General features: G+C 71.0%; 15 protein-coding genes and 1 pseudogene. 11 read left to right on the plus strand and 5 right to left on the minus strand.

Features of this window, described 5'->3' with window-relative positions; all coding sequences use genetic code 11:
• Positions 1-33 precede the first annotated feature (33 nt).
• The 5 genes from ACFY2B_RS09445 to ACFY2B_RS09465 all read right to left on the minus strand — a co-directional run bounded on the left by ACFY2B_RS09445 (position 34) and on the right by ACFY2B_RS09465 (position 8,053).
• Positions 34-612, minus strand: coding sequence for a MarR family winged helix-turn-helix transcriptional regulator (locus ACFY2B_RS09445; protein ID WP_390762557.1), 579 nt, complete (start codon positions 610-612; stop codon positions 34-36).
• 519 nt (positions 613-1,131) lie between these two features.
• Entirely contained in the window at positions 1,132-5,415 is a 4,284-nt protein-coding gene (locus tag ACFY2B_RS09450; protein ID WP_390762558.1) for a discoidin domain-containing protein, read from the minus strand.
• 298 nt (positions 5,416-5,713) lie between these two features.
• Positions 5,714-6,964: a formamidase gene (gene fmdA, locus ACFY2B_RS09455; RefSeq protein WP_390762559.1), complete on the minus strand. Its 1,251-nt coding sequence runs from the start codon at positions 6,962-6,964 to the stop codon at positions 5,714-5,716.
• A 39-nt stretch (positions 6,965-7,003) separates the two neighbouring features.
• A complete protein-coding gene (locus tag ACFY2B_RS09460; protein ID WP_390762560.1) occupies positions 7,004-7,639 on the minus strand; it encodes an AmiS/UreI family transporter in 636 nt (211 codons plus the stop codon).
• A 132-nt stretch (positions 7,640-7,771) separates the two neighbouring features.
• On the minus strand, positions 7,772-8,053 hold the full coding sequence (locus ACFY2B_RS09465) for an FmdB family zinc ribbon protein (protein ID WP_390762561.1): 282 nt from the start codon (positions 8,051-8,053) through the stop codon (positions 7,772-7,774).
• Between the two features lie 167 nt (positions 8,054-8,220).
• Between ACFY2B_RS09465 and crcB (ACFY2B_RS09470) the strand changes: the two genes are divergently transcribed.
• From crcB (ACFY2B_RS09470) to rplU, 11 genes and pseudogenes are all read left to right on the plus strand, one after another.
• A complete protein-coding gene (gene crcB, locus ACFY2B_RS09470) occupies positions 8,221-8,649 on the plus strand; it encodes a fluoride efflux transporter CrcB (RefSeq protein ID WP_390762562.1) in 429 nt (142 codons plus the stop codon).
• Positions 8,650-8,657: 8 nt separating this feature from the next.
• Entirely contained in the window at positions 8,658-9,032 is a 375-nt protein-coding gene (gene crcB / locus ACFY2B_RS09475) for a fluoride efflux transporter CrcB (RefSeq protein ID WP_390762655.1), read from the plus strand.
• A 453-nt stretch (positions 9,033-9,485) separates the two neighbouring features.
• Complete coding sequence (locus tag ACFY2B_RS09480; protein WP_390762656.1) at positions 9,486-9,908, plus strand: hypothetical protein; 423 nt, start codon at positions 9,486-9,488, stop codon at positions 9,906-9,908.
• Positions 9,909-10,161: 253 nt separating this feature from the next.
• Entirely contained in the window at positions 10,162-10,716 is a 555-nt protein-coding gene (locus ACFY2B_RS09485; protein ID WP_390762563.1) for a hypothetical protein, read from the plus strand.
• Between the two features lie 24 nt (positions 10,717-10,740).
• Positions 10,741-11,310 carry a hypothetical protein gene (locus tag ACFY2B_RS09490; RefSeq protein ID WP_390762564.1) on the plus strand — a complete coding sequence of 190 codons (570 nt, stop codon included), beginning with the start codon at positions 10,741-10,743 and terminating at the stop codon, positions 11,308-11,310.
• A gap of 207 nt (positions 11,311-11,517) precedes the next feature.
• The gene (locus tag ACFY2B_RS09495; RefSeq protein ID WP_390762565.1) at positions 11,518-11,697 is read left to right on the plus strand and encodes a hypothetical protein; all 180 of its coding nucleotides are present in this window, start codon (positions 11,518-11,520) and stop codon (positions 11,695-11,697) included.
• 24 nt (positions 11,698-11,721) lie between these two features.
• Positions 11,722-12,444, plus strand: a complete 723-nt coding sequence (locus tag ACFY2B_RS09500; protein WP_390762566.1) for a DUF2637 domain-containing protein — start codon at positions 11,722-11,724, stop codon at positions 12,442-12,444.
• A gap of 144 nt (positions 12,445-12,588) precedes the next feature.
• Positions 12,589-13,773 (plus strand): annotated as a pseudogene (locus ACFY2B_RS09505) (hypothetical protein).
• A gap of 48 nt (positions 13,774-13,821) precedes the next feature.
• Positions 13,822-14,622 (plus strand): TIGR03936 family radical SAM-associated protein, encoded by an 801-nt coding sequence (locus ACFY2B_RS09510; protein WP_376525957.1) that lies wholly within the window; start codon positions 13,822-13,824, stop codon positions 14,620-14,622.
• Between the two features lie 262 nt (positions 14,623-14,884).
• Positions 14,885-19,246 carry a ribonuclease E/G gene (locus ACFY2B_RS09515; RefSeq protein ID WP_390762567.1) on the plus strand — a complete coding sequence of 1,454 codons (4,362 nt, stop codon included), beginning with the start codon at positions 14,885-14,887 and terminating at the stop codon, positions 19,244-19,246.
• 290 nt (positions 19,247-19,536) lie between these two features.
• A complete protein-coding gene (rplU, locus tag ACFY2B_RS09520; protein WP_376534340.1) occupies positions 19,537-19,857 on the plus strand; it encodes a 50S ribosomal protein L21 in 321 nt (106 codons plus the stop codon).
• Positions 19,858-19,868: the final 11 nt, after the last annotated feature.

Consider the following 19,868-nt stretch of genomic DNA (forward strand, 5'->3'; position numbering starts at 1 on the left):
AACAGGACCGCCGGTGGCCCCGCCCGATGGCCGTCACCGGTCGCAGATCTGGTCCATCAGCCGCCCGGCCAGGCGCAGCACCTCGCGTTCGGTTTCGCTCAGGTCCGTGAGCGCGGACGCCAGCCAGGCATCGCGCTCGGCGAAGTCCGCCAGGAGGACCTGCCGGCCGGCGGGCGTCAGGGCCAGGAGGGACTGGCGGCGGTCGCGCTCGTCCGGTGTGCGCGAGATGAGCCCGTCCTGTTCCAGCTCGGCGAAGGTGCGTGTCAGGGACTGCGGCTGCTGCCGCTCGCCCTGCTCTACGGCTACTACGGGCAGACCGGCACCGGTCTGCTGTTCACCCGAGTGGGGGCGATCGTCGTCGGCGCCACGGTCGGCATCGCCGCCACGTGGTTCGTCCTGCCCGTCCGGTCGACCGACGTGCTGCGCCGGCGCACCGCGTCGGCCCTGGCCGCCCTGAACGACGTATTGGACGCCGTCCGCCGGCCGGAGCCCGCGCGGTTCCCGTCGGTACGCGCCCGGTTCCTGGACAGCCTCGCCCGGCTCGACGAGATCAAGGCGCCGTTCGAGGCACAGCGCAGGCTCCGCGGCCGGCTGCGGCGTCCTGCACCGCACCCCGCCGATGCCGTCGCCGCACTGCACACGTGTGCCGGGCTGATCGAGGAACTGGAGGAACTGGGGGAACCAGGGAGACTGGGCGGACTTGGGGAGCCGGGGGAACCGGAGGAAGCGGGGGAGCCGGGGGTGCCTGCGGTATCCGGGGCGCCCGGGGGGGTCCGCGGCACCTGCGGCACTCGGGAGACCCGCGGCACTCGGGGCGTCCGGGGCCCGGGCGTCCCGGGCGTCCGCGGCTCCCGGGGAAAGCAGCCCGGTGACCGCCGGGGGCGGTGGCCGCGCGGAGCGTGTGGAGGCGATCGTGGCGGACCTCGACGCTGTCCGCCGGGCCGTCGGGCAGTGTGTGAGTACGGCACCCACGCCTCGCCGGGGCCGGTTCACCGTCCGTGGAAGCGGGCGCCGGCGTCGAGTGCGCGCATGAACTCTTCGCCCGCCCGTCCCCGCCGAAGGCACGGCGCCGCGCCCGGAATCCGGGCGCGGCGCCTTGTGCGGGGTCGAACCTTCACAACCGTGGGACGTCTACTGCACGTTGATCGTGAACGTCGACGTGGTGTTGCGGATGTCCACGGCGTTGTTCTCCAGCCGTAGGCCGGTGAACGTCGCCGTGCCGACCGCCGGGCCCTGGCCGGGTTCGGGCAGTTCGTTGGCCCAGATCCCGAAGCCGGACTTGGCGTCGTAGGCGTCACCGCTCTTTTGCGCACCCGTGATCGACACGTCGGTGAGGACCGTGTCCTGGACCGGGTTCTGCGGCTGGCCGCCCACGTAGTTCGTCTGGAACATGATCCCGCTGTACGTGGGATCGACGATGTCCACGTCGGTCACCCGGATCGCCGTGTACGTCTTCGAGGCCGAGAACATCCAGATGGCCCCGAAGGTCTGGTTGCCCCAGAAATGACCGCCCGTCCGGACCAAGGAGGCGTTCTCGACCTTGGTCTGCCCCGGGCCGAAGCCGTTCATCGGGTAGCCGAAGTCGAGGGAGCTGATCGTGACGGCGGAGTAGACCAGCGTGTCCGCGATGTACAGGTTGCGGAACACGTTGTTCTCGCCGCCGTAGACGGCGACACCGGCCGCGCGCCAGGTCAGCGTCGACGTCAGGTTCTCGTAGACGTTGCCCGTGTTGTTGCCGCCGCCGTTGTCGGTGGCGGCGAACAGCGCGAAGCTGTCGTCCCCGGTGGACCGCGCCTCGTTGTTCTGGACGAGGTTGTTCTGCGACCCGTTCGTCATGTTGACGCCGTCGGCGAACACGTCGCGGATCCGGCTGTTCTTGATCGTGACGTTGTCGGTGTTGGCGCCCCAGTACAGGCACATCTGGTGCTCGACCCAGATGTTGTCGATCGTCAGGTTGGTGATCCCGTTGGCGTCGAACACCTTGCCGGGACCGTCGTTGCGGGAGTTGTAGTTGCCGAAGTAGGAGAAGTTGGCGAACGTCGAGCCGTTCGCCGTGTCCGTCACGCGGAAGCCCACGTCCGTGTTGCTCTGCGTGGCGGGGGAGTAGAACCGGGTGTACCAGGGCCCGGCGCCGACCACCTTGACGGGCTTGTTGTAGACGGTGAACTTGCTGGTCGTCTGGTAGTCGCCCGGCGGCAGGTAGACGCCGACCAGCTTGCCGGTGGTGTCCATCCGCACCTTGTCCAGGGCGGTCTGCACGTCCTGCTGGGTGAGGCCGGCCGGTGTGACGTAGGTGGCCGGGTCGGGGTTGGGGACCTGGGCGACCTGCTCGGTGTTGATGAAGTCGATCGCGTACTGCGAGGTGTTCGCCGCGTCCTTCTGCAACCTGATCTTCGCGCCGGCCGGGACCGTCGAGCCGAGCATCACGTTGGCCTCGTCGTAGATGTGCCGCGCGGCACCCGAGCCGGGCGAGTTGCCCGGGCTCGCCTCGGCGCCGTACAGCCACGAGTACTTCGAGGTCAGGTTGATCGCCTTGGCGAAGGTGCCGTTGACGTAGACGTTGAGGGTGGCGTCGATGCCGCCGCCGCCCGCGGAGTCGGGGATGGAGAACCGGGTGACCAGCGTGTTGGTGGGCTCCTTGGTGGTCCACTCGACGTAGTTGCCGGTGCTGTTGAGGGTGACGGCCTTGCGGCCGGACGCCTCGCCCGCGAGGTCGCCGATGGTCCGGTTGGGCCCGACGACCTGGGCACCGCCGCCGACCGTGCCGTCCTCCGCCTCGTACGAGGCGAACGGCAGGTTGGCGCCGCGGCCCACGAACAGCGGCTTGTTGCTGGTGTTGTTGGTGCGTTTGACCGGCAGCTCGTTGGTGTCGTCGGCGATCACCGTGCGGACCGTGTACTTGCCGTTCACGGCCGTCCAGGAGCCGAGCGCGACCGGGCTGGTGGTGGCCCCGGCGGCGATGGCGCCGTTGTAGGTGCCGGTCAGCGTGCGGACCGTGCCGCCGCTCTCGTTGAGCAGCGTCAGCGTGATGGTGTGCGCGCCGCCCGCCGAGGCGATGGTGCCCTGGTTCTTGATGGCGACACTGAAGTTGACGTTGTTGCCCGCCGCCGGGTTGTCCGGGGACCAGCCGACCGGCGAGGCGACCAGGTCGGCGCTGTCGACCGGGCGGACCACCAGCGGGGAGGCGGCGGTGAAGGAGTTGTTGGTGTCGTTGAGCTCGACGACCGAGTTCGCTTCGTCGACCTTCGCGGTCAGCTGGTACGAGCCCGCGTCCCGGGTGCCGATGGAAGCGGTCACGTCGGTGGCCGCGCCCGCGGCGAGCGCGCCGACGTTCGCGGTGCCCACCTTGGTGGTGCCCAGGTAGAAGTTGACGTTGGTCGCCGGGGAGGCGGCGCTGCCGCTGTTGGCGACCCGCGCGGTGAGGCTGACGGCGTCGGTCTCCACCGGGGCGGCGGGGGAGGCGGTGAGGCTGGTGACCGTGAGGTCGGGGTTGGGCGCCGGATCGCCGATGACCTGGAGTTCGCCGATCTGGCCGCCGGGCGCGCCGGTGTTGCTGTTGATGCGCACCTGGACGTCGGCGGTCCGCGCGGTCACCGGGATGGTGACGGTGTTGCCGGTGCTCGGGTTGAAGGCGTAGTTCGCGGCCGACACCAGGTTGGTGTACGCGGTCGCGCTCTGCTCCCGCCCGAGGATCTGGATGTTCTGCGTCCGCGCGCCCCAGACCGGGTCCGGGTTGAGCTTGAGGACGACCTGGCTGATGTCGGCGTTGGCGCCGAGCTTGACGGTGAGCGTGCTGGGCCAGACGCCGCTGGCGCCCTCCCAATAGGTGCCCACGTTGTTGTCGACGGCATTGGTGCCGACGAAGGTGTAGACGTGCCCGGACTCCGCCACCGGCTTGCCCACCGCGAGGTTGCTCGCCTGGATGCCGTCGCCGGTGCTGACCGACTTGGCGCTCAGCGGTGAGGTGTTGCCCGCCGCGTCCTTGGCGCGCACCTGGTAGGTGACCGTGGCGCCGGCCGGCTGCCGGTCGGTGACGGAGGTGACGTCGCCGGCCACGCTCCTGCGCAGCTTGTTGTTCGCGTAGACGTCGTAGCCGGTGACCTTCTTGTTGTCGGCCGACTTCTGCCAGCTCAGCTCGACGGCCCCGGACTTCGCGGTGACGGAGGTGAGCCCGGCCGGCTGGGTGGGGGCCTGGGTGTCGCCCTTGGCCGCCTTGCGGGTCACGGTGTTGCTCGCCGCCGACTGGTTCCCGGCCGCGTCCCGGGCCGTGACGTGGTACGCGAGGGTGGTGTCCCGCGGCTGGAGGTCGGTGTACGAGGTCACGTTCCCGGCGACCGTGGTGCGCAGGGTGTTGCCGAGGTAGACGTCGTAGCCGGTGACCTTCTTGTTGTCACGCGCGGGCTTCCAGGCGAGGGAGACCTTGCCGGTCTCGGGCTGGGACAGCTTCAGGGAACGGGGGGCCGACGGCGCGGTGACGTCGCCGGTCGCCGGTCCGTACACCTCGAACTCGGCCAGCCGGCCGCCGGTCCTCTTCGACTCCCCGGTCAGGGTGAGGCGCAGGTACCGGGTGGTCGTGGTGTCGAAGCTGATCGTCGCCTCGTTGCCCTTGTCCGGGCTGAACCGGTACTCGGCCGAGTCGACCAGGTCGGTGCGGTGCTTGCCGTCGGTGCTGCCCTGCACCTTCAGGGTCTGCCGCTGGGCGTCGAAGCCGGCCGGCAGTTTCAGCACCAGCCGGTTGACGGGTACGGCGGCGCCGAGGTCGGTCTGGAGCCACGGCGCGGAGTCCGCCTTGCCGCTCTGCCAGTAGCTGTTCCGGTCGGCGTCGGCGGCACCGGAGGCGGCGTGTCCGGTGGCGGAGCTGCTGGCCGTCAGCCGCTTGCCGCGGGCCAGGTCGTCGCTGCTTCCGGCGGCCCGGTGCGCCTCCAGCTCGGCCAGCTGGCCGGCGCCCGCGACGCTGTTGCCGGTGATCTCCACCCGCAGATAACGGGTGTTGAGCGCCGGGAAGCCGATCGTGACGGTGTTGTCCTGATCCTCGGCGAAGGTGTACGTGGCCGAGGCGACGAGGGTGCGGAACGCCTTGCCGTCGTCGCTCCCCTGGACCGTCAGGGTCTGGGTGCGGCTCTTCCAGCCCGCGGGGAGTTTCAGTACCGCCTGGTCGATCCGGGTCCTGGCGCCGAGGTCGAGCTGCGCCCAGGCGGGGAAGGCGCCGTGGCCGCTCTGCCAGTAGGTGTCCCGGTCGCCGTCGTCGAGCGCGGCCGCCGTGTGGCCGCGGGTGCTGCTCGCCGCGACCGCGGTGCCGGTCGCGAGGTCGGGGCCGCCCGCCGCCAGGGCGGGCAGGGTCGGTCCGCCGACCGCCAGGAGGCTGCCCGCCAGTGTCACAGCGATCGGGCGCCATCTGAAGCGCTTGCTGCCCATCGTGCTCCTCGTCTGCAGGGATGTGTGGGGTCCATGGCCATGTCAGGAAGTTGCGCGAGGATGATCGTGAGAAGCGTCTCTCTGCACATTATTTGCGTGAGCTTGTTGAAGCTTTGCAGAGGGGAGGATGTTCGTCCATGCCCATGACAGAGATAGGTGCGCAAGCACCTCGGCTGAGCGGGCCGCGGACGGTCCCTGCGGCGGCCGGAGCCGTCCGCGGCGACGGCGTGACCGGGAAGCAGACGGCGACGGCCCCGCGGGCGCTGCCGCGGGGCCGTCGGGACGGGAGTGGGGACGGTCAGGTGCTGGTCACCGCGCACATGCCGCGGTCCGCCTTCGTCGGACCCGCGGCGACCGGACGGATGTCGAAGTCGAACATGGCCGTCGGCAGGTACAGCGAGCAGCAGGCGTTCGGAATATCCACGATGCCGCTGATGCGTCCCTCGACGGGGGCGGCGCCGATCAGCAGGTACGCCTGCTCGCCGCTGTAGCCGAACCTCTTCAGGTACTCGACCGCGTTGAGGCAGGCCCTGCGGTAGGCCAGCGTCGCGTCCAGGTAGTAATTGGTGTCCGTGTCGTGGTCGACGGAGATCCCCACGAAGGTGAGGAACTCCGAGTACCGCGGCTCGACGTTGCCCGGCAGGAACACCGGGTTGGTGGAGATGCCGTACTTCTCCATGCCGCCCTTGATCAGGTCGACGTGGAAGTCGACGAAGCCGCCCATCTCGATGGCGCCGCAGAACGTGATCTCTCCATCGCCCTGGCTGAAGTGCAGGTCGCCGCCGGAGAGCTTGGCGTTCTTCACGTGCACCGGGAAGAAGACCCGCGAACCGCGAGTCCAGTTCTTGATGTCGTGGTTGCCGCCGTTCTCGCGGGCCGGCACCGTGCGCGCGCCTTCCTCGGCGATGCGCCGCGCGAGGTCTCCGGTGGCGGTGCCGGCGAGCGCGTTGCTGGCGTCCGGCGGAATGGCGAGCGGCGGGACCCGGTTCGGATCCGTCTCGATCAGCGCCTTCTCACGGGTGTTCCAGCTGGCGAGCATCTCCGCGGACGGAGCGGTACCGAACAGCCCGGGGTGGGTGATGCCGGTGAAGCGGATCCCGGGCAGGTGGCGGGAGACGGCCTGCTGGCCGTGGAAGTCCCAGACGGCCTTGTAGGCGTCCGGGAAGTAGTCGGTCAGGAAGCCGCCGCCGTTGGCCTTGGCGAAGATGCCGGTGTAGCCCCAGCCCTGGCCCGCCGCGCTGCCGGTCTGCTGCGGCACGGGGCCGAGGTCGAGGATGTCGACGATCAGCAGGTCGCCGGGTTCGGCGCCCTCCACGCCTATCGGGCCGCTGAGCATGTGGGGGATGGTCAGGTCGATGTCGCGTACGTCGTTGGCGGAGTCGTTGTTGCCGACCTGGCAGTCGGTCCAGTCACGGCACTCGACGCGGAACTCCGAGCCTGGCTTCACCATGACGGCTACGGGGACATCCGGATGCCACCTGTTGTGGCCCGGCACATCCTGGTCGCGCATGGATTTGCTCTGGTCCACTCTGAAAACAACTTCGGGCATGACAGCTTCCTCATCAGTTGTTGTCCACTTTTGGTCCGGTCACGTGGGTGCACTCAGGCCGGCCGCGGGAGCGGCGGGGGCCGGATGGTGCGGTTTCCGGGTGAGCGGCCACAGCGCCACGAACACCACCACCGCGAAGGCTCCCAGTGCGATGGCTGTTTCGTCGGGGTGCTTCCAGTAGCCGGAGAGCAGCAGACCGGCGGGAATCACACCTGTGACCCAGCCCTCGATCGCCGTGACCCAGCCCGTATAGGTGGTGAGCCTGTCCATCTTGAGGCCGAGCACCAAGAAGAACAGGAACCAGAGAAATGCCCAGTAGAGCCAGATGGCCCCGAACGGGTAATCCTTGAGGATGTGGAAATTGGCGAAGGAATACCCCAGAGCGGCGATCGCCACAAAGAGCGAGTAATAACCGACCCCGGTGGTGTCGAGGTTGGCCAGGAGGCCAATTCCCACATACAGGTAAGTGAAGCCGAACAGATAGATGCCGGACGCTGCCAGTATCTTTTTCGGGTCGTTGTCGGCAACGAAAATGAGGTACGTCGGCGTCAGCACCTGGAGTGCACCCACGAAAAGGTTGAAGACCGCTGCTGCCTTGGCCTCGACCTTTCCAAGGAGCATCATCCCGTTCATGAACAGCACCGCACCGACAAAGAGCAGCCCCACGTTCGACATGGGGACGCACCTCCTAAGTCCGCAGGGCGGGCCAAGTCCGCATGATGACCGGAATCGCGTCGCACCGTCACCGGAACGAAGCCCGTGCGCGGATACGGACGCCGTGGACGCGCTGTTCGCGGATCACCGCCCTCAGGGGCGCGGCAATCGGGAGAGTGCGGGATGCGGTCGCTTGCGCACCGGCCTGACACCTGGCGGCAACTCGGAAATCACCGCCGGGGCCTCACGGGACTGCTCCTCACGGGCGTGGAGGGCAGTGACCTTGGGCGAGGTCCCTGAGAGGCCGGAGGAAGAGAACACACGTCTCGCAGCACCTGTGCAAACAGGGCATCCGTAATCTTTGGGCGCCGTTCCGATGGGCAGTTTCACATCGAATGAACCGCACCGGCCGCATAGATACTCGTAGGTTGCCATCAGCAGCCTCCGGACGATTTTCCCTCTTCCAGGAGACGACCGGTAAATCCGTGTGTCAAGTCCAGGACGGTCGGCCCCGGACGGCCCGTGCCGTACGATTCATAAGCGGAGCGGCCGGAAGTCGGGACTTCCGAGCCGCGCCCCTTCGGTCGCCGGAAAGGTCCCCTGTGGCAGAGGCTCGTCAGCGCCGGGACGCTCCCCGCGGACAGGCACAGGTACTGGCCGTCATCGCGGTGGGCGGCTCGGCGGGCGCCTGCGCCCGGTACGCGGCGTCGCTGCTGTGGCCGACGGGCGCCGCCGATTTCCCCTGGACGACGCTGGGCGTCAACGCGGTCGGATGTTTCGTCATCGGCGTCTTCCTGGCGGCGATCACCGAGGGCTGGTCGGCGCACCCGCTGCTGCGCCCGTTCTTCGGCACCGGGGTGCTCGGCGGATTCACGACCTTCTCCACGTACTGCGTCGACATCGAGCGCCTGGTGCGCGAGGACCGGGTGGGCCTGGCCCTGGCCTACCTGGTGGCGACCGTGGTCATCGCGATGGTCGCGGTGCGGCTCGGCGCGACCGTCATCCGCCGCGCCGTGTCGGCGAGGAGGTGACCGAGGGGATGGGGTTCCTGCTCGTCGTGCTCGGCGGTGCCGTCGGCGCCCCCCTGCGGTATCTCGTCGACCGGGCGGTACAGGCCCGCCACGGCACCTCTTATCCGTGGGGCACCTTCACCGTCAACATGATCGGCTCGGCGATCCTGGGCGCGCTGACCGGGGCGGTCCTGGTCTCCGCCGCCTCGGAGAACGTGCAACTCCTCGTGGGCACCGGCTTCTGCGGAGCCCTCACCACGTACTCCACGTTCTCGTGGGAGACGCTGCAACTGGCCGAGGCCGGATCGCGATTTCACGCGGCGGCCAACGTGGTCGTCTCGATCCTCGCCGGGCTCGGTTCCGTCTACGTGGGCATGGCGGTCGCACAAGCCGTTTTCGGATGACCGCGGCCACGGCCGGTCTTCCGTCTGCTCTCGGATCCTTGGTCCGGTCTTCCTGGCGTGCACGACCGCTCGCGACGAAGACCGAACGGGAGATCCATGGGGAGATCCCTGAAGAAGATTCGGAAGGGGAGACCCGGAAGGGGAGATCCGGAAGGGGAGATCTGGAAGAGAAGATCTTGGAAGAGAAGATCCGAAAAGGAAGATCCGAAAAGGAAGATCCGGATCTCCTGCCGCCCCGCAGGCAATGGCGCCTGTGAGCCGATTCACCTACAATCCGCTGGACGGGCGGGGGGAACGCCCTTAGCTTCCTTAAGTAAGTTGATTTTCGTGTACGCGGACAGGTGTACCGCGGACAGGCGCACAGCGGAGACCGGCATACGGCACCGCGCGCACTGTCCCGCACCAACTCGCGCTATTCAGGGTGTACATCGGGAAGGTGGATCAGTGAGCAGTATGGACGCCGTATGGGTACGAGGCGTGAACGGCATTCAGCTGCATCACGTGACCGACCTTCAGGACGCGGGAAGATTCTTGGGCAACGCGGCGATGGCGCTGCGGGCGGCTCACGTGAGAACCGGCGCCGACCGTTTCTCCACCGTCGCCGCCGAGCTGAAGGGCCTGGTGGAGCGGGTCCGGGAGCTGGAGGAAGAGGCGCGGTCGAGCATGAGCGACCTGCACGCCACCGACCCCGAGCGGTTCGCCCGCTGCCGGGACGGCCACGAGCCGTGGCCCGGTGAGATCGAGGCCGGCTTCATTCCGCGCCACACCTGCAAGGACGAGTGCCTTTACCACGACCGCGGGGTCGTCGAGGCCCTCATGCAGTGCACCTGCGGCCGTCCGCCGTGCCGGGCGTGCGAAATCGGCGGCAAGCTCTGAATCTGCGGCAGGTCCTGACGAACGTACATTCCTGACCACGCGCCGTTTTCCCCGGGCCCGGTGAAAACCGGGCCCTTGGCGACCGACGGCTCATTTCCCGCTCATTTCCCGCCGGCCGCCGCGGAAGAAGCGCGGGGGCGGGATCTCGCGCGCTCCGGCCGGGACGATGGAAGCCGGGACGATTGAACCGGACGAAACGGGGGAACCGGGGGTTGTCCGATTCCGGAAGCACGTTCTGAAGGAGGTGCGTCCGATGTCGACAGGCATCCTTGCGGCGATCGTCGTCCTGGCGGTGTTGGTCGTCGTGCTGGCCGCGCTGACGGCTTCCCTCTTGGCGAGGAGCCGCCGTCTCCGTGACCGTTTCGGCCCCGAGTACGAGCGGACCGTCGAGGACGAGGGCGGCCGGATGGCCGGTGAGCGTGAACTCAGGGCGCGGGAGAAGCGTCACGACGCCCTGGAGATCAAACCGCTGCCCGCCGCGGCCCGCGACCGCTACGTGGGCGAATGGCAGGGAGTCCAGGAGGAGTTCGTGGACCGGCCGCGGGACGCGGTGCACGACGCGGACCGCCTGGTGACGTCCCTGATGCAGGAGCGCGGTTATCCGACCGAGGGTTTCGAACAGCAGACGAGGGACCTCTCGGTCGAGCACGGCGGCACACTGGAGCACTACCGCTCCGCCCATGAGATAGAACGGCTCAGCACCAGTCGGCAGGCGACGACCGAACAACTGCGCAACGCCATGGTGCACTACCGAGCGATTTTCGATGAGTTGCTCTCCGACGGCGGCAGGGCCCAGCCCGCCCGCTGACGAAAAATGACCGGGAGGACGGTCATGAACAGGACTCAGAACACGAACCGCACCACGGGCGGTCTGTCCACCGAGGATCTCGCCCACCCCACCGCGGGTACGGAACGGGCGACCGCGCCCGATGAACCGGCGCCCGCCTCCGCCGCGACGAAGGTCGAATCAGCGCCGACGATGCCCGAGTCCACGGACGTGAAGTCCGAGCCGGCGGCCCGGGAATCCGAAACCGTGAGCCGGGAATCCGAGCCGGCGGCCCCGGAACCCGAGTCCGCGGCCCCGAGGCCGGGGACGCCCGACACGGGTGAGGCTGCGGGTGACGAAGGCGCGACCGAGCGGCTCCTGCTGCCGGACGACGAACGCCGGTTCCGCGAGCACTGGCAGGCGGTCCAGGGCACCTTCGTGGACGCCCCGCGCGACGCCGTGCACGCCGCGGACGCGCTGGTCGCCGACGTCATGCGGACGCTGGCCGACACATTCGCCCAGCACAAGCACGAGTTGGAGAGCCAGTGGAGCCAGGGCCGGCAGGTGGACACCGAGACCCTGCGCCAGACCCTGCGCCGCTACCGCTCGTTCTTCAACCGGCTCCTGACCACCTGAGACGGAACAACAGGCTCCGCATCGCGTGACGGAGCAGGACGGACGCGGCCGGGTACCCGGCAGCGGAGCGGACAGGGGCGGCCGGACACCCGGCCGCTCCGGTCATACATTCGCGCATTAAATGTTGTCATCAGGCGCCCGGATACCCCGGGAGAGCGATTCAATCCCCCGAATGTCGGACACCTGGCCCCCGGTTGTGCTCGTTAAGTGACCGTGATCTGGAAAGAGGGATGCGGAGCCATGAGCCACCCGTCGGGCATCGACGAATGCGGGTCGGTCGGCGGGGGGTCTGGGCCCCACTACTGCGCGGACCTGCTCGATGATTTTCTGGACAAGATCAGAAAAATGGAAAGTGACTATCTGCGCGCCCTAGACGGCACGTGCTGAACAGGAGCGCGGAGGATTTATCGGATGGACGGGAATTACGACGAGGCCGGTCTCTACAATCTCCAGTACGCCCTGAGAACCGACCCGGACACGCTCACGCAGCCTGCCTACGACACGCTCTCCCTGTCGACGCAGCAGAACTGGCACCCGACGGCTCCGCCGGAGGCCGCCGCCGGCGGCTGGGACCTGGACGACGAGCTGGCCCAGATGCTGTCCACCGCGTCCGCCGCGACGCCCGTGCCGGGGGCGGTGCGCCGGCGCACGCCCCGCAGGAGCGGACGGCGGCGGCTGCGCGCCGAGTCCCATTTCCTGGACGGCGGCCAGCGGGTCACCCACGTGACGGTCCTGATCGCGGCGATCTCGCTGTGCGCCGCGTCCATGCTGGGCTGGTCCGTCTCCTATTCCTACGGGCAACTGCGCACCATCGCCCTCTCCGTCCTGCCCACCAACCTGGCGCAGTGGTGGCCGCTCACGGTGTACGGACCGTGGTTCGTGGCGGCGCTGTCCATCCTGCGGGCGACCGTGCAGCGCCGCAGCGCGCGCCGGTCCTGGGGGGTCATCCTGGCCGCGTCGGCCATGGCGGTGGCGCTGTGCGTCAGCCACTCCTCACGTTCGCTGCTGTCGTACGTGATGCTCGGCATTCCGCCGATCACCGCCCTGGTGTGCTTCTGGGAACTGGTCGGCCAGGTCTCGTCCCGGGCCCGCCCCCGGCACGGCGCGCACGCACAGCGCAACTCCAAGACCTGAACCCCTGACCGGCCGCGGACGGGACCCGAACTCCCGTTCCGCGGCGGTGGCCAGACCCCCTGACCGGGCGGTCGCACGCGCCGGGCCCGCCGGATACGGCGGGCCCGGCGCATCCGTGTCCCCGCCCGGCGCGTCCACCCCGTCATGGATCTCGAAAAAGAGCCGCCCCCGCCGTCCGGGCCCGGGCCGCGGGATCCGCAGGGGTGCCTCGTCGTCGCCATCCGGATACCCGTGCGGATCGTGGTGCTCGTGCTGGTGGTGCCGGTGCGGATCACGTGGGACGCGTCGGCCGCGGCCGGCCGGCGGCTCACCGCCACCGTGCTGCGCCCGCTCGGCCGGGCACTGCGGTGGTTCGGCGGGGCCGCCCTCGTCCGCCCCGCGACGGCCCTGTGGCGCTACGTCCTCAAGCCCGCCGCCACGGCACTCGCACGACTCGGGCACGCCCTGGCCGTCGTCCTGCTCGGCGGGCTGTACCGGTACGTGCTCACCCCGGCCGGACACGCCCTCGGCCGACTGGCGCGGGCGGCCAGGGCCGGATGCGCGTGGCTGTACGCGCGCGTGCTCACCCCGGCCGGACACGCCCTCCGCCGGCTCGCCGGGGCGGTTGGCGCCGGATGCGCGTGGCTGTACGCGCGCGTGCTCGCGCCCGCCGCCCGGGGCGTCGCCCGGCTGTTCTCGGCCGCCCGGATCCGCTGTGCCGCCCTCAGGAGCAGGACGTTCGCCGCGATCGCCCGGCTGGTGCGGCGCCTGCTCGCCGTCCCCGCGCGATGGCTGTACGCCCAGGTCCTCGCGCCCGCCGGACGGGCCCTGAGCCGGCTCGCCGTCGCCGCCGCCGGCCTGCTGGGCGCGGTCCTGTACTGGACGGTCCGGATCCTGCTCGTGCTGCCCGCCGTCGCCCTGTGGCGCTGGGTGCTCCGGCCCGCCGGACGGTTCCTCGCCGTCGTCGCGCGGGAGACCGGTGCGGCGTTCGGGCACGCCTGGCGCATCGCCGGGTACGTGTCCCGCGCCGTCGGCCGGTTCCTCGCGCCCCTCTTCCGGTGGATCCTCGTGGCACCGGCGCGCTGGGCGTACCGGACGGTCCTCACCCCGGCCGGGCACGTCCTCCGCGCCGCGGTCCTGCGGCCGGCCGTCGAGGCCGCGCGCGCCGCGGGGCGGGCCGCCCGGCAGGCGACGGCCGCCGCGCGCGAGACCGTACGGCAGGTGCGCGCCGATCTCCGCCGGGCGCTGTTCGGCAAGCCCCGGTGACCGGCGGCGACCGATCGCCGGGAACCCGTGGGCCCTCGGACACGTACTCTTGGTAGCAGTACGACCGCACTCACTAAGGACTGAACGACACTGGGCAAGCGACAGCCCGAAGGCCCGCCGCCCGCACCGGCGGTGCAGCGCATCCGACTGCGCTACACCAAGCGCGGCCGCCTCCGGTTCACCAGCCACCGTGACTTCCAGCGCGCCTTCGAGCGTGCGCTGCGCCGTGCCGAGGTACCGATGGCGTACTCGGCGGGGTTCACGCCGCATCCGAAGGTGTCGTACGCCAATGCCGCACCCACCGGCACGGGCAGTGAGGCGGAATACCTGGAGATCGCGCTCGCCGCCGCCCGCGACCCGGACACCTTGCGTGCCCTGCTCGACGCGTCGCTGCCCACCGGGCTCGACATCGTCGACGCGGTCGAGGCGCGGACGTCGGGGCTCGCCGACCGGCTGACCGCCTCCGTGTGGGAGCTGCGGCTGGACGGCGTGGACCCGGCCGACGCTGCACGCGCGGTCAAGACCTTCACGGAGGCCGAGACCGTCGAAGTGCAGCGCAGGACCAAGAACGGTGTGCGCACGTTCGACGCCCGCGCCGCCGTCGTCGGTCTGGAAAGCCTGGCGAACGTGGAAACGCACAGTTCGCAGCCTGATAGGCCGACCGACCAGCCCTGTGCGATACTGCGGCTGGTTGTTCGGCACGTGACGCCTGCCGTACGACCCGACGACGTCCTGTCCGGTCTCCGCGCCGTGGCCGACCTGGCGCCGCCGGTCCCCGCAGCGGTGACCAGGCTGGCGCAGGGGCTGCTCGATGAAGAGACCGGCACGGTGACCGACCCGCTCGCGCCCGACCGCGAGGCAGCAGCGACCGAGCCGCAACCGGCCGCCGCCACTGCCGCCGCGACGGCGCCGGTGCCGGAAGGTCCCGCGTAGGGATGGGCGTCGAAGCGCCGCCCTCGTACTCGGGAGCCACCTGGGTCGGGCAGCGCACCGACCAGAAGACTTTCGCCAGGCCGTGCACGACAAGGCGTACGGAACCGGCGAGACAGGACACGGAGAGCTCCCGTGCGGCGCCCGCGCCCCGGACGGCGGCCATCGCGCATCGAGCGGGCCGCGGACGTCAGCGGCGTTCGTTCGAGCGGATCGACGCCGGACCAGGCGCGGCGCCCGGGAGCCTGACGGGAGAAACGCCCGCATGCTCGAACCGATCGAACCCGCAGAGGGTTCCGAACTGAACACCCCCAGCGACACGCTGCCGCCGCGCAGGCGCCGCCGTAGCGCCTCCCGGCCGGCGGGCCCGCCCGCCGCCAAGGACTCCGGCGAACTCCGTTCGGAGGCGGCCCTGATCACCGGGACGGACGCCGAGACCGAGGCCGTCGACGCGACGGCACGGACGGCACAGAACGACGTGACCCTGGCCACGCGGGAGAGCGCCGAAGCGCCCGCGGCCGTCGGCACGGACGAGACCCAGAAAGCCGAAGACACCGACATCATCGAAGAGACCGAAGAGACCGTGGACACCGGGCTGACCAGCGGGGCCGAAGTGACGGAAGAGGCCGCCGAGGCGATCGCCGTCGTCGAGGAGGCCGCGCCCGCCCCGCGTACGCGCCGTCGCGCGACCCGCCGGGCGTCCGCGCCCGCCGGCGCCCCGGCCGCCGCGCAGGCCACCGAAACCGTCGTACCGGCCGCTGCCGAGCAGCCCGAGGCCGTTGCCGAGGCACCCGCCGCCGGCGAGGAGCCCGCGCCTGCTGCCGCTCCGCGCCGTCGTGCCACACGTCGTGCGTCGGCGCCCGCCGGTGCTCCGGCCGCCGCCGAGACCGTCGTCCCGGTGCCCGCCGAGACCCCCGTGGCGCCCGTGGCCGCCGCCGGGAGCGCCGCGGCGCCGGGCACCGACGAGGAGCCCGCCCCCGCGCCCCGTACCCGCCGTCGTGCCACCCGCCGGGCGTCCGCGCCCGCCGGTGTTGCCCCGGCCGCCGCCGAGGTCGTCGAGAGCGCCGAGCCCACGGCCGCCGATGCCGACGTCGCTGCCGCATCCGCCGTGGTCGAGGAGTCCGCACCCGCCCCGCGCACCCGTCGTCGTGCCACCCGCCGGGTGTCCGCGCCCGACGAGGCCGCAGCGCCCGCCGCGGAAGCCGTCGAGCCGCCGGAGACCGCCGAGGTCGCCGCCGTGGCCGAGGTTCCCGCCGTCGCCGAGGCGCCTGCCGACGACGTGGAGAGCGGGGTGCGGCGCGTCCGCCGTCGCGCCACCCGCCGGGTGTCGCCGCCCGCCACCGCACCCGACGACGCCGAGACCGGCCCCGGCATCGAGTCCGCCGTCGCGTCGCTGACCGGCCCCGCCGCCGAGAACGGTGCCGTCGCCGAGAGCGGCACCGCGGCCGGACGCTCCGTCGCGGTCGAGACCAGGACCGTCGAGGAGAGTGCCACCCGCCGTTCCCGTCGTCGCGTCGTGCGGCAGGCCGCCTCCGGGTTCTCCGAGCCCGCGCGGCAGCAGGCCCCGTCGGCGGCGGAGGAACCCGCAGAGCCCGCCGAGCCCGCCGAAGCCGGGACGTCGCGCCGGCCCGCCCGGCCGGCCGTCGCCGTCTTCCAGGCGCCGGTGTTCACCGAGCCGAAGTTCCAGACCCCGGAGCGGGCCGCCGCCGAAGCCGCCGCGGAGGCCGCCGAGGCGGAGGAGACCGACGCCTACGCGGACGAGCAGGCCGAGACGGAGACCGAGACCGGTCCGCGGCGCCGGCGCCGTCGCCGGAGCACCTCTCACGACGAGGAGCCCCGGACCACCGCGCCCCACGCCGAGGACACCGTGGAGGAACCGGAGGAGCCGGAGGAGTCGGCCGACGACGCCGTCGACGGCGACGACACCGAGGAGACCGGTTCGCGCCGTCGTCGCCGGCGGGGCGGCCGTCGCCGCCGTCGCGGTGACGCCGCCGACGGCGAGGCGGGCGACGGCACGGACGCCGACTCCGACGACCTCGCCGCCGAGCAGGCCGCGCAGGACGCCGAGGACACCGCCGAGCAGGAGGAAGAGGACGCCGACTTCCGTTCCGACGACGGCTCCGGGTCCAGCTCCAGCCGCCGCCGGCGCCGCCGCAGGCGCCGCGCCGGTGACACCTCGGCCGACACCGAGCCCGGCGAGGGCGACCCGGAGCGCACCGTCGTCAAGGTCCGCGAGCCCCGCAAGGCCGCCGAACCGTCCGACGAGGTGCAGTCCATCAAGGGCTCGACCCGGCTGGAGGCGAAGAAGCAGCGCCGCCGCGAGGGCCGCGAACAGGGCCGCCGCCGAGTTCCCATCATCACCGAGGCCGAGTTCCTGGCCCGCCGCGAGGCCGTCGAGCGCGTGATGGTCGTACGGCAGAACGGCGACCGCACGCAGATCGGCGTCCTGGAGGACGACGTGCTCGTCGAGCACTACGTCAACAAGGAGCAGTCGACCTCGTACGTCGGCAACGTCTACCTCGGCAAGGTGCAGAACGTGCTGCCGTCGATGGAGGCCGCCTTCATCGACATCGGCAAGGGCCGCAACGCCGTGCTCTACGCCGGCGAGGTCAACTTCGAGGCGCTGGGCATGGGCAATGGGCCGCGCCGTATCGAATCCGCCCTGAAGTCCGGGCAGTCCGTGCTCGTCCAGGTGACGAAGGACCCGATCGGACACAAGGGCGCGCGCCTGACCAGCCAGGTGTCCCTGCCGGGCCGCTACCTCGTGTACGTGCCCGAGGGCTCGATGACCGGCATCAGCCGCAAGCTGCCCGACACCGAGCGGGCGCGGCTGAAGACCATCCTCAAGAAGGTCGTCCCCGAGGACGCGGGCGTCATCGTGCGCACCGCCGCCGAGGGCGCGAGCGAGGACGAGCTGCGCCGGGACGTCGAGCGGTTGCAGGCGCAGTGGGAGGACATCCGGAAGAAGTCGAAGAACGGCGGCAGCTCGAACGCGCCGTCGCTGCTGTACGGCGAGCCGGACATGACCGTCCGGGTCGTGCGCGACATCTTCAACGAGGACTTCTCCAAGGTCATCGTCAGCGGCGGTGACGCCTGGGAGACCGTCCACGGGTACGTCGCGCACGTCGCGCCCGACCTGGCCGAGCGGCTCCAGAAGTGGACCAGCGAGGTCGACGTCTTCGCCACGTACCGGATCGACGAGCAGCTCGCCAAGGCGCTGGACCGCAAGGTCTGGCTGCCCAGTGGCGGTTCGCTGGTCATCGACCGGACCGAGGCGATGGTCGTCATCGACGTCAACACCGGCAAGTTCACCGGTCAGGGTGGCAACCTCGAAGAGACCGTCACCAGGAACAACCTGGAGGCGGCGGAGGAGATCGTGCGCCAGCTCAGGCTGCGCGACCTCGGCGGCATCATCGTCATCGACTTCATCGACATGGTGCTGGAGTCCAACCGGGACCTGGTGCTGCGGCGCCTCCTGGAGTGCCTGGGCCGGGACCGTACGAAGCACCAGGTGGCCGAGGTGACCTCGCTCGGCCTGGTGCAGATGACCCGCAAGCGGGTCGGCCAGGGGCTGCTGGAGTCCTTCTCGGAGACCTGCGTCCACTGCAACGGCCGTGGCGTCATCGTGCACATGGAGCAGCCGACGTCCGTGGGCGGCGGCAAGCGGAAGAAGCGCGGGCGCGGCGGCGACGGCCATGTGCACGAGACGGAGGCCGCCGGGGCCGCGGTCGCCGAGGTGATCGCGACCGCCGAACAGGAGGCGGAGAGCGAGGCCGAGGTCGCCGCGGAGGCCGCCGTGCCCGTCGCGCTGCCCGCGCCCGACTTCGCCCCCGACGAGGAGCTGTACAGCAGCGTCGCCGAGGCGGAGGCCGCGGCGACCGGCCGCGGGCGCAACCGGCGCCGGGCGAGCCGCCGGGCCTCGGCTCCGGCGGGCGCGCCCAGGAGCGAGTCCGGGCAGACGGAGGCCGCGGAGGCCCCGCACACCCACGCCGCCGCCCCGGCGGAGGCAGCCGTGACCGAGGCCACCGTGACCGAGGCAGCCGTGACCGTGGGCGCCGCGGACAGTGCGGCGCAGGACGGACGTCCGGCCCAGCCGGAACCGGCCGTCGAGGAGGCGGCGCCCGCCGGGCGCACGCGCCGTCGCGCGACCCGGAAGGTGTCGGCGCCCGCGGGTGCCGAGGCCGCCGTGGTGACGGTCGCCGAGACCGCGCCCGTGGTCGCGGAAACGGTGGTGGAGCCGGCTGCCGAGGCCCCGGCCGCGGAGGTGCCCGCCGAGGACGTCGCCCCGGCCCGTCCGCGGCGCCGTGCAGTGCGCAGGGAAACCGCGCCGACCGCGTCCGAGGCCGCCGCCGTGGTGGTCGTCGCGTCCGCCGCGCCGGAGGAGGCCGGACCCGAGCCGGTCGCGGTCACCGAGGAGGCGGCCGAGGAACCGGCACCGGCCAAGAAGGCGGCCCGTAAGACCGCCAAGAAGGCCACGGCGAAGAAGGCCGCCACCAAGAAGACCGCAGCCAAGAAGACGGCCGCCAAGAAGACGACGGCCAAGAAGGCGGCCAAGACCGCCAAGACGGCCGCCGCCAAGACGACGGCGAAGAAGACCGCGGTGGCGGCCACCGCCGACGAGGTCTGACCCGGTCCGACGGGAGCCGCGGCCGGTCCCTGCGACCGGCCGCGGCTCACTCGTACCAGGGGGCGAACCGGGGGTGTGCCGGGGCCGGGTCGGGTCCGGTCCGGGCCCGGTTTGACCCCCTCGGTCAGCTCCCCGTAACCTTGACCGTCGGCGTGTCCGTTCACAGAGGCACGCCACATCCTCGTAAACCTCTTCCTCCCGGGCGCAGGGTTGGCCGGGAGAGGTCGTCCATGGTGTTCCTGGACGGCTGGCCTGCGAGGGTGCCGTCTCCGAGCGAAAGAGAGATCCGCGTGTACGCCATCGTGCGCAGCGGCGGTCGCCAGCACAAGGTTGCTGTCGGCGACGTCGTCGAGGTTGACAAGATTTCCACCGCCAAGGTTGGCGACACGGTCGAGCTCTCGACCCTGCTCGTTGTCGACGGCGACGCTGTGACCAGCGACCCGTGGGTGCTGGCCGGCATCAAGGTCCAGGCCGAGGTCGTGGACCACCACAAGGGCCAGAAGATCGACATTCTGCGCTACAAGAACAAGACCGGCTACCGTCGTCGCCAGGGCCACCGCCAGCAGTACACGGCGATCAAGGTCACCGCGATCCCCGCGGCTGCGAAGTAAGGACTGAGGAG

The organism is Streptomyces sp. NPDC001270, from assembly GCF_042896695.1.
GTDB lineage: Bacteria > Actinomycetota > Actinomycetes > Streptomycetales > Streptomycetaceae > Streptomyces.

Bases quoted from the DNA above. Each gene is read 5' to 3' on its own strand.
- fmdA (WP_390762559.1), bottom strand. From the start codon at position 6,964: ATGCCCGAAGTTGTTTTCAGAGTGGACCAGAGCAAATCCATGCGCGAC.
- ACFY2B_RS09450 (WP_390762558.1), bottom strand. From the start codon at position 5,415: ATGGGCAGCAAGCGCTTCAGATGGCGCCCGATCGCTGTGACACTGGCG.
- ACFY2B_RS09480 (WP_390762656.1), top strand. From the start codon at position 9,486: ATGGACGCCGTATGGGTACGAGGCGTGAACGGCATTCAGCTGCATCAC.
- ACFY2B_RS09500 (WP_390762566.1), top strand. From the start codon at position 11,722: ATGGACGGGAATTACGACGAGGCCGGTCTCTACAATCTCCAGTACGCC.
- ACFY2B_RS09515 (WP_390762567.1), top strand. From the start codon at position 14,885: ATGCTCGAACCGATCGAACCCGCAGAGGGTTCCGAACTGAACACCCCC.
- ACFY2B_RS09460 (WP_390762560.1), bottom strand. From the start codon at position 7,639: ATGTCGAACGTGGGGCTGCTCTTTGTCGGTGCGGTGCTGTTCATGAAC.
- crcB (WP_390762655.1), top strand. From the start codon at position 8,658: ATGGGGTTCCTGCTCGTCGTGCTCGGCGGTGCCGTCGGCGCCCCCCTG.
- ACFY2B_RS09485 (WP_390762563.1), top strand. From the start codon at position 10,162: ATGTCGACAGGCATCCTTGCGGCGATCGTCGTCCTGGCGGTGTTGGTC.
- ACFY2B_RS09465 (WP_390762561.1), bottom strand. From the start codon at position 8,053: ATGGCAACCTACGAGTATCTATGCGGCCGGTGCGGTTCATTCGATGTG.
- ACFY2B_RS09490 (WP_390762564.1), top strand. From the start codon at position 10,741: ATGAACAGGACTCAGAACACGAACCGCACCACGGGCGGTCTGTCCACC.